Source organism: Kitasatospora sp. NPDC088160 (assembly GCF_044741445.1).
Classification (GTDB): domain Bacteria; phylum Actinomycetota; class Actinomycetes; order Streptomycetales; family Streptomycetaceae; genus Kitasatospora.
Map to the genome: position 1 here is coordinate 23,996 of NZ_JBIUSS010000047.1, position 8,560 is coordinate 32,555.

The 8,560-nt window shown below is 70.0% G+C and carries 7 protein-coding genes and 1 pseudogene; 4 read left to right on the forward strand and 4 right to left on the reverse strand.

Features of this window, described 5'->3' with window-relative positions; genetic code table 11:
* Positions 1-663 precede the first annotated feature (663 nt).
* Complete coding sequence (locus ACIOGZ_RS41125; protein WP_400989728.1) at positions 664-1,128, forward strand: hypothetical protein; 465 nt, start codon at positions 664-666, stop codon at positions 1,126-1,128.
* Here the strand turns inward: ACIOGZ_RS41125 and ACIOGZ_RS41130 are convergent.
* From ACIOGZ_RS41130 to ACIOGZ_RS41140, 3 genes and pseudogenes are all read right to left on the reverse strand, one after another.
* Positions 1,036-1,334, reverse strand: a pseudogene (locus ACIOGZ_RS41130) (IS5/IS1182 family transposase); the annotation flags it as partial. The gene ACIOGZ_RS41125 and the pseudogene ACIOGZ_RS41130 overlap by 93 nt on opposite strands.
* 170 nt (positions 1,335-1,504) lie before the next feature.
* Complete coding sequence (locus ACIOGZ_RS41135; RefSeq protein ID WP_400811364.1) at positions 1,505-1,999, reverse strand: DUF4240 domain-containing protein; 495 nt, start codon at positions 1,997-1,999, stop codon at positions 1,505-1,507.
* 65 nt (positions 2,000-2,064) lie between these two features.
* The gene (locus ACIOGZ_RS41140) at positions 2,065-2,751 is read right to left on the reverse strand and encodes a flavin reductase family protein (RefSeq protein ID WP_400811362.1); all 687 of its coding nucleotides are present in this window, start codon (positions 2,749-2,751) and stop codon (positions 2,065-2,067) included.
* 249 nt (positions 2,752-3,000) lie between these two features.
* Between ACIOGZ_RS41140 and ACIOGZ_RS41145 the strand changes: the two genes are divergently transcribed.
* On the forward strand, positions 3,001-6,015 hold the full coding sequence (locus tag ACIOGZ_RS41145) for a CARDB domain-containing protein (RefSeq protein ID WP_400844788.1): 3,015 nt from the start codon (positions 3,001-3,003) through the stop codon (positions 6,013-6,015).
* A 119-nt stretch (positions 6,016-6,134) separates the two neighbouring features.
* On the opposite strand, the gene ACIOGZ_RS41150 is transcribed toward ACIOGZ_RS41145, so the two are convergent.
* The gene (locus ACIOGZ_RS41150; protein ID WP_363585706.1) at positions 6,135-6,689 is read right to left on the reverse strand and encodes a TetR/AcrR family transcriptional regulator; all 555 of its coding nucleotides are present in this window, start codon (positions 6,687-6,689) and stop codon (positions 6,135-6,137) included.
* A 138-nt stretch (positions 6,690-6,827) separates the two neighbouring features.
* Between ACIOGZ_RS41150 and ACIOGZ_RS41155 the strand changes: the two genes are divergently transcribed.
* Both ACIOGZ_RS41155 and ACIOGZ_RS41160 read left to right on the forward strand, forming a co-directional pair.
* Positions 6,828-7,631 carry an alpha/beta hydrolase gene (locus ACIOGZ_RS41155; RefSeq protein WP_400811359.1) on the forward strand — a complete coding sequence of 268 codons (804 nt, stop codon included), beginning with the start codon at positions 6,828-6,830 and terminating at the stop codon, positions 7,629-7,631.
* Positions 7,632-7,948: 317 nt separating this feature from the next.
* Positions 7,949-8,443 carry a hypothetical protein gene (locus ACIOGZ_RS41160; protein WP_400811357.1) on the forward strand — a complete coding sequence of 165 codons (495 nt, stop codon included), beginning with the start codon at positions 7,949-7,951 and terminating at the stop codon, positions 8,441-8,443.
* Positions 8,444-8,560 lie beyond the last annotated feature (117 nt).

The following is an 8,560-nucleotide window of genomic DNA, read 5'->3' on the forward strand; positions in this document are numbered from 1 at the left end:
CCGCGCCTCGCCCCCCCCCCCCGGGCGCCCGCCCCCCCCCCCCCCCCCGGCGCAGGAAGTCGGCCAGGCCGACTTCCTGCGCGACACCTACCCCGCAGCGAACCGAATATGACGACCGGTCTACCTAGTTGGGCTCGCGGCAAGCATGAGCACCCCCCGCTCGCGCACAGGAAGTCGATCTGGCCGACTTCCTGCGCAGCACCCCAAGCCCGGACTGGCGGCAGGAGAATATGAAGACCGGTCTACATAGCTACGCGCCCGGCGAGCGCGGCCTCTACCTCCGGTGCGCACAGGAAGTCGGCCTGATCGACTTCCTGTGCGGAATCCACCGTGGGCAGCGCAGGATATGACGGTCGGTCTACATATTCGTCTCGCGGCGGGCGTGAACCCCCTCCCCTGCGCGCAGGAAGTCGGCCGGGCCGACTTCCTGCGCAGCGCCCCAGGTGGGCCGGGGCTAGGAATATGACGGTCGGTCTACATAATTCTCTGAGGCGGAAACGGCGCCGGGCGTGGGGAGGCGGGCGGGGCGGCGTGTGACGTCCAGCGGGCGGGGGCGAGGGCCTGTCCGATGGGTCGTGTGAGCTGGTCAGGGCCGCGATCTAGTGTTTGCAGTTGAACGAAGGGGGTCGCTTGTCACGCAATACAGCCGAAGCAGAGGCGGGGATGAAGGGGATCACGTTTCCTGCCTGGTACGGAGAGCACTACGTGACGCTGGCTGAGCTACTGGTCCGCCTGGGCAGCTTCGGCCTGGACCTGAAGTGGCGCGTCGAGTTCGACGAAATCGTCGATCCTCGTTGCGCCGAGATGGAGAGACGGTCTGCCGACGGCGGCATGGACACGTTGACGCTGTTGTCGCTGACGACCCCCTTCCTCCAACTGATCGACGCCGAAGCACTTGGGTTCGCCGGGGACGGGGTGATGATCGCCCTGACCGAAGTAGACAGCTCGCTGTGGGACGTCAGGGCTGTCGACGAGCGCGTACTCGGCGAACTTCGCCGCCACTATCTGGGTGCACGGGAATCATCTGCGGCGCCCCTGGCCGGGCGTGATCACAAATCCGAGCGGGCGACACCCACCCTCCCCAGCAAGGTGAATCTTGCAGGTGAGACCGCCTCGCGAGCACCCTAGGTCCTCATCAGAACGGTGACGTGCCGGCCTCCTTCCGCTGACCCGGAACCCTCGGGGGGGGGTGAAGGCGCCAGCCGCGTGCCGATGAGCGCGGAATCGACGCTGACCATGCCCCAGTCGATTCGGCTCTCGGCATCGGCGTCGGCCAGGACGGCCCGCAGAATTCTCTCCCCCGTGCCGTCCGCCGACCACCTTCGGTGACGGTCGGTCTACATATTCGGCTCACGGCAGGCGCGAGCCCCCCTGCGCGCAGGAAGTCGGCCGGGCCGACTTCCTGCGCAGCGCCCCAGATGGGCCGGGGCTAGGAATATGACGGTCGGTCTACATAATTCTCTGAGGCGGAAACGGCGCCGGGCGTGGGGAGGCGGGCGGGGGACTAGTCGGCGAAGCGGGCTGACAGGTGGGGGAGGAGGGTGGGGAGGTCTTCGTCCTCCCAGGGTTCGCCGGTCGGGGGGCCGGAGGCGATGCCGTTGTCGGGGAGGTCGTTGCCGGCGAGTTGGCGGTATGCATGGGTGGCCGCGTAGGCGAGGTCTTCGGCCTCCAGATCCTCCTGGTCGGGGGCGAGGAGTCCGGCGAGGCTGTCCGGGTCGGCGAGGGCCTGTTCGAAGAGGGTGCGGCCGGCGCCTATCAGCCAGTCGCGGAAGTAGTCGAAGCCGTCGTCGCTGCATCCGTCGTTGATGAGGTAGCCCGCGCCCCAGAGCAGCCAGGTGCAGGAGCGGGCCTTCTGCTGCGCGTAGTGCCGGTCGAAGTCGGCGATCTGGTCGGGCGCCAGACCAGCGAGGTGTTCGGTGAGCGCGTCGGCGTGTTCGCTCTCGTCGGCGGCGCCGGCGCGGGTGTCGTCGATGATCTGCCAGAAGGTGTCGAGGTCCATGCCCGTCACCCTGACAGCCGGGACTGACACTCTCTCGCGCAAACAGCAGGACGGCTTCAGCCGCTTCAACGGGGCGTCTGGGTGCGGAAGCTGTGGCCGAGCTCGGGGCCGAGTCCGTAGTAGTGGCGGAAGTTGTAGATCAGCGGGCTCCACCGGGCCGGGTCGACGTGCTGGGAGCCGGGGACGACGATGCCCGGATCGGCGTGGACCTTGAGCACGTGGGCTTCGACGATGAGGAACCCGCCGGAGGCGTCGGGCTGGATCCGGGCGGCACGGGCCTCCAGTTGCAGGGGGCATTCGGCGACCCGGGGCGGCCGGACGAGTTCGGAGGGCTCGGCCCGCAGGCCTGCGGCCGCGAACTTGTCCCGCTCGAACCGGAAGGTGTCCTGCTTGTTCGCGGGTACGGGGGTGCGCCCGGTGAGCGGCGCGAGTCGTTCGACCGCCGGCCACTGGGTCGGCTCGGGCAGGTTGATCACCAGCTCGGGTCGGCTGCGGAGGTTGTGCGCGGTCTGCGCCTCGGCCCCCATGCCGAGGACGATCACCTGGCCAAGGGCCCAGGCCGAGGACATCGGCGCGAGGTTGGGGGTGCCGTCCCCGTTCTCCGTTGAGAGCAGGACGACGGGCGTGCCGAAGTAGAGGATGCTCGGCGCGATGGCCACGTGGTCCGCGCTCACCGAGCCATCGGTGAGCGCGTCAGTGAGCGCGTCAGTGAGCGCGTCAGTGCGTGTGCTGTCAGGCGTCATGGTGTTCACGGGAATCGACGGTAGGTCGGGGATTCCTCGGCGCGGACCGAAGGATCGTCGGCAGCCGGGGCGCCGCGCGAGGGGCCGCGATGCGGCCAGGTGGCCGACATCCGGCGGACGCAGCCAGTTCGGGTACGGATGGCGGGCCGGGCCAACCCATGTCAAGTTACTCAAAGTGTTCACAAAAACACTTCGTGTTATCAAAATTCTGTGGCGTGGGGCCCTGTGGTGATCACGCCCGACTGGAACGGAGACGGTATGGCAGGGATCAGACGCGGCCGGTCGCGCGGCAGGCTCGCCGCGGCGATCGGGCTGGCGGTCATCGGCATGACGGCGGGTTGGGGAGGCGGTTCGGCGCAGGCCTTCCCGGCGCACGCCTTCCCGGCACGAGGTGCGACGTCCGTCAGCCCTGCCGTCGCCTCGCCGGGGGACGACGCCGACAGGAAGTCCCCGGACGGCGCAGACCGCGCGAACGGCGCGGACGGGAAGTCAGGGACCCGGGCGCTGACCTGTCCGCCGACGCCGCTGTGGGTGAACACCGGCGGTGGCGGTGACCAGCTGTACTCGTACAGCCCGACCGGTACGCAGTTGTCCGACGTGCCGCTGGTGCGGGACTACGGGGACATCGCGTGGAGTGCGGACGGCACGACGCTGTACGGGGTGTCCTGGCAGGAAACCCCGGCGACGCTGTACACGATCAACCCAGCCACCGGCGCGGAGACCAGCTCGGTGGTGATCACCGGTCCGGCCGCGGTCGACGGATTCGACTTCAACGCGTTGAGCGCCCGCCCGGACGGCACCCTGCTGGTCGCGTCGTTCTTCTCGAACCAGATCTGGACGATCAACCCGGCCACCGGGGTGAGCACGCTGTTCCCCGTCGCCTACCCCGCCACGCTCGTCTCCTCGGGCGACTTCGTCACCCTGTCCGACGGCGACATCCTCGGGGTCGCGTTCGATTCGTTCTTCCAGAACCCCACCAGCTACTTCCGCATCCACCCGGACAACACGATCACCGAGATCGGCACCACCCCGAACTCCATCTACGGTCTGGCGCAGTCCGGCGGCAACGTCTACATCTTCCGCGCGAACGGCACCATCGAGGAACTGAACGGCGTTCCGACCGCCAGCTCGACCGCGACGCTGCCCACCACCGTCATCGCCAACACCGGGCACCGCTTCTACGGCGCCTCCGCCACCCAGGACAGCGGGAACTGCAACCTGCCGGCCGGCACCTCCTACACCGTCACGAAGTCGGTCTCCCCGACCGGCCCGGTGGACCAGGGCGACACCCTCACCTACACCGAGACCGTCACCAACACCGGCACCAACCCGGCCACCTTCGCGGGTTTCAGTGACGACCTCTCCGCCGTACTGACGGACGGCACGCTGGTGCCGGGCTCCGTCACCGCCAGCTCCGGAACGGCCGCCGTCACCGGGAACACCCTGACCTGGTCGGGCACGCTGACGGCGCCGCCCGCCGCCGGCTCCACCGTGACGGTGACGTACCAGGTCAAGGTCAACAACCCGGACATCGGCAACTTCGCGCTGACCAACAACCTCGCGCCGACCATCGCCGGCGGCACCTGCGCCACCACCGGCGGCTGCACCACCACCGTGCTGGTCAACGTCCCCGCCCCCACGATCACCAAGGCGGCGACCGAGGCCTCGTTCGTCGCGGGGCAGACCATCCACTACACCTACACGGTGACCAACAACGCCCCGGTGGCGCTGACGAACGTCGCGGTCACCGACACCGGCCCCGGCACCCCGACGGTCACCTGCCCGCCCGGCCCGCTCGCGGCCGGCGCCACGGAGAACTGCACCGCCACCTACACCGCGACCGCCGCCGACGCGACGACGGGCACGATCACCGACACGGCGAACCTCACCGCCACCGTCGGCACCCAGACGGTGACCGGGACGAGCAACCAGGTCGTCGTGCCGCTGCGGGCGCTGACCATCACCAAGTCCGCCGTCCAGCCGGACTTCACAGCCCCGGGCGAGACCCTCAACTACACGTACACCGTCACCAACACCGGCCAGATCGCACTGACCAACGTGACGGTGACCGACCTGACGCCCGGCGTCACCGTCTCCGGCTGCGGAACCAACCAGCTCGCGCCCGGCCAGTCCACCACCTGCCAGGCCACGTACGTCACCACCGCCGCCGACGTCGCCGCCCAGAACGTGCCCGACCAGGGCCAGGTCACCGGCACCGACACCGGCGGCCAGACCGTCACCACGACCAGCAACAAGGTCAACACCCCCCTGGTCGCCATCAGCGTGGTGAAGAAGGCCGCCGAGGCGCAGTACACCGCCGCCGGGCAGACCATCCACTACACCTACACGGTCACCAACACCGGCGCCCAGCCGCTGACCAACATCGGCGTGGTCGACAACGGCCCCGGCACGCCGACCGTCACCTGCCCCACCGGGCCGCTCGCGCCGGGCGCCTCGGAGAACTGCACCGCGACCTACGTCACGACCGACGCGGACGTCGCCGCGGGCAAGGTCGTCGACACCGCGCAGGTGACCGGCACCACCCCCAGTGGCCAGAACATCACCTCCACCAGCAACAAGGTGACCGTCCCCTACGCCGGGCTGAAGATCGTCAAGGCCGTCCAGGAGACCTCGTTCTCCGCCGCCGGACAGGCCCTGCACTACACCTTCACCGTCACCAACACCGGTGACACGACGATCAGTTCGCTCGCCGTGACGGACTCCGGCCCGGGCACGCCGGCCGTCTCCTGCCCGGTGACCACCCTGGCCCCGGGCGCGTCCACGACCTGCACCGCGACGTACTCCACCGCCGAGTCCGACGTGCAGGCCGGGAAGATCACCGACACCTCTACCGTCACCGGCACCACCCCCGACGGCACCCCGGTGACGGCGACCAGCAACACCGTCACCATCGTCGCCTGCACCCCCTGCGAGGACCAGGACCACGGCGGCTGCGACGGCCACAACTCCGGCGGCCACGGCGGCTGGGGCGACCACCACCCCGGGCCCGGCCAGTGGGACAACCACCCCGACGGCACCGCCCCTGGTGACACGTCGGCCGCCGAACACCCCGCCGGCACCCACCCCGCGCCCGTTCCCCCGCGCGACACCGCCGTGCAGGCACCCGCCGTGCAGGAACCCGCCCTGATGCTCGCGAGCGCCGGAGCCCCGGTGGCCACGGTCGGCCTCGGCGGCGGCGCGCTGCTGGGCCTCGGCTGGCTCATCGCCGCCTTCGCCTCGGCCCGCCTGCGCCAGGACCGCTCGGGAGAGTGACCACCCTCCACCACCCGGGCCGGCCCCGGCGACGCGCGCAACGCACACGGCACGCACGCCGGGCGTAGCGGCCGGGAGGGCAGAGTGCGCCACCACCGGTGGCGCACTCTGCCTGCTTTCTAGCCGAGGACGGCGTCCACGGCGGCCGTCAGCGCCTCGCGCACCGCCGCGGGGGCGGTGAAGCGGCTCTGGTTCATCGCGCCGTGCCGCAGGATCAGCAGGGTGTCGGCCGCCCGGTCGGGGTCGGGGTGGCCGGCGTCGGCGAGCAGGCCGGTCAGCAGGGCGCGGAACCAGTCCATGTGTTCCTGGATGGCCTGGCTGACGGGATGGTGCGGGTCGGGGTAGTCGGCGGCGGCGTTGATGAACGGGCAACCGCGGAAGCCGGGTGCGCAGAACTCGTCGGCGATGCCGGTGAACAGGGCCGCCACGGCCTCGCGCGGAGGAAGGTCCGCCACTGTGGCGGCGGCCGCGCGGAAGAGGCGGTCGTGCTCGCGGACATAGGCGAGCACGACGTCGTCCTTGGACGGGAAGTGCCGGTAGAAGGTCGCGTTGGCGACCGCCGACTCGCGGATCAGCTGGTCGATGCCCACCCCGCGCACGCCCTGCGCGTAGAAGAGCCGCATCGCCGCGGCCAGGATGCGAGCGCGCGGTGGCGCGGAATCTCTCGTCGTCATGGCTTGACGCTAGCAGAAGGATCGTTCTACCTTGGAGGAGTAGAGAGAACGCTCTTTCTACTTCTTGGATCGAACGACCGCGCCCCGACCGGCCACCGATCCGATCCCCAGCCCTCACGCACCAGGAGAGACCCCGCCATGCCCAGCAACCGCACCCCGGTCATGTTCATCCACGGCCTCTGGCTGCACTCCACGAGCTGGCAGGGCTGGGCCGACCGGTTCCGCGACGCCGGCTACGAACCGATCCTCCCCGAATGGCCCGGCGTCCCCGCCACCATCGCCCAGGCCCGCAGGAACCCCGACCCCCAGGGCGGAATCGGCCTCGCCGAGATCTCCGCCCACCACGCCCGGATCATCCGCGACCTCGACACCCCGCCCGTCCTCGTCGGCCACTCCGTCGGCGGCTTCATCGCCCAACACCTCCTCGGCCAGAACCTCGCCCAGGCCGCCGTCGCGATCTGCCCCGGCCAGATCAAGGGCGTCAAGGCCGTCGGCCCCGCCCAGGCCAAGTCCGCCTTCGCCTTCCTGCGCAACCCCGGCAACACCAAGCGCGCCGTCTCACTCAACCCCGAGCAGTTCCGCTACGCGTTCGCCAACGCCGTCTCCCAGCAGGAATCCGACCAGCTCTTCGACGAATGGACCATCCCCAGCCCCGCCCGCCCCCTCTTCCAACTCGCCCTGAGCAACTTCGCCCCACACTCCCCCGCCAAGGTCGACACCCACAACCAGAACCGCGGACCGCTCCTCCTCCTCTCCGGCAAACTCGACCACACCGTGCCCGACGTCCTCACCCGCTCCACCCACAAGCAGTACCGCAAGTCCCCCGCCGTCACCGACTACCACCGCTTCGACGACCGCGGCCACTCCCTCACCGTCGACCACGGCTGGACCGAACTCGCCGACCACACCCTCACCTGGCTCAACCAGCACCACATCGGCTGAACGGGCGGCACCGCCCCCGGCGCCATCCGCCGGTGGCGGTCAGGAATCGGCGCCCTCGTTCACGGGCTCCGCCTCAGCCTCGACCTCGGTCTCAGCCTCGGTCTCGATCTCAGCCTCGGTCTCGATCTCGATCTCGAACGGAGCCCGCCCGGTGCCGGGCGGCCAGCGATGGCCGGCCTCATGCAGCTGCTGCAGAGTGATCGGCCGGACAGTTCCAGGTCGCACGTGGTCAGGTCGGGGCCGGCCGGGCGGGGTCGGCCGACCGCCTCGCGGTTATGGTGTGGTGGGTCCACGGAGGCCATGGACAGGAGGGCCTCATGACGGTCGGGCATCGGTGGCCGGTGGACGAGACTCCCTGGCCCGAGCAGGCCACGCTGGCCTACGGCGAGCTGGTGGAACTGGCGACGCCGCACCCGCCCCTTCCGGAACTGGGCCGGCTCGGGCCGGAGATCGTGGGCACCCGCGGGGTGATCGTCGCGTGTGTCGTCGAGCAGGACGAGCGCGATGACCACGTCGGACCTCTCTACACGGTGGAGGCCGAGGACGGCAGCCCCTGGCGGCTACGGCCGGAGTTCCTGGCCTCCCGGGGAGGACTCCACCCCGGCATGCCGCCTCGCCACCGCAGCGACCTGCCCGAAGGAACCCGCGTCCGGATCCGCACGGAGTCGGACACGCCGGGCGCGACGACGGACGCTGTCGGGGAGGTCACCGGGATCTGGTGGACGACGTCCCTGGAGCCGCCGAAGGGCTACGTCGTGCAGGTCGGCGAGGAATCCCACTGCGTGGCCCCACAGCAGACCGAAGTCCTCTAGTGTGATGCGCCACAAATCATGGGGGTAGTAATTACCGTGATGCCTGGACGACTGGGTTGATCTTGGCGAGGTAGTCGGCGAGGGACTTGAGGATCTCGTCGGCGGTCTTGGTCCAGG

What these genes read in the sequence shown, in the direction of transcription:
- ACIOGZ_RS41125 (WP_400989728.1), top strand. Translation starts at nt 664, where the DNA reads ATGAAGGGGATCACGTTTCCTGCCTGGTACGGAGAGCACTACGTGACG.
- ACIOGZ_RS41135 (WP_400811364.1), bottom strand. Translation starts at nt 1,999, where the DNA reads ATGGACCTCGACACCTTCTGGCAGATCATCGACGACACCCGCGCCGGC.
- ACIOGZ_RS41145 (WP_400844788.1), top strand. Translation starts at nt 3,001, where the DNA reads ATGGCAGGGATCAGACGCGGCCGGTCGCGCGGCAGGCTCGCCGCGGCG.
- ACIOGZ_RS41150 (WP_363585706.1), bottom strand. Translation starts at nt 6,689, where the DNA reads ATGACGACGAGAGATTCCGCGCCACCGCGCGCTCGCATCCTGGCCGCG.
- ACIOGZ_RS41155 (WP_400811359.1), top strand. Translation starts at nt 6,828, where the DNA reads ATGCCCAGCAACCGCACCCCGGTCATGTTCATCCACGGCCTCTGGCTG.
- ACIOGZ_RS41160 (WP_400811357.1), top strand. Translation starts at nt 7,949, where the DNA reads ATGACGGTCGGGCATCGGTGGCCGGTGGACGAGACTCCCTGGCCCGAG.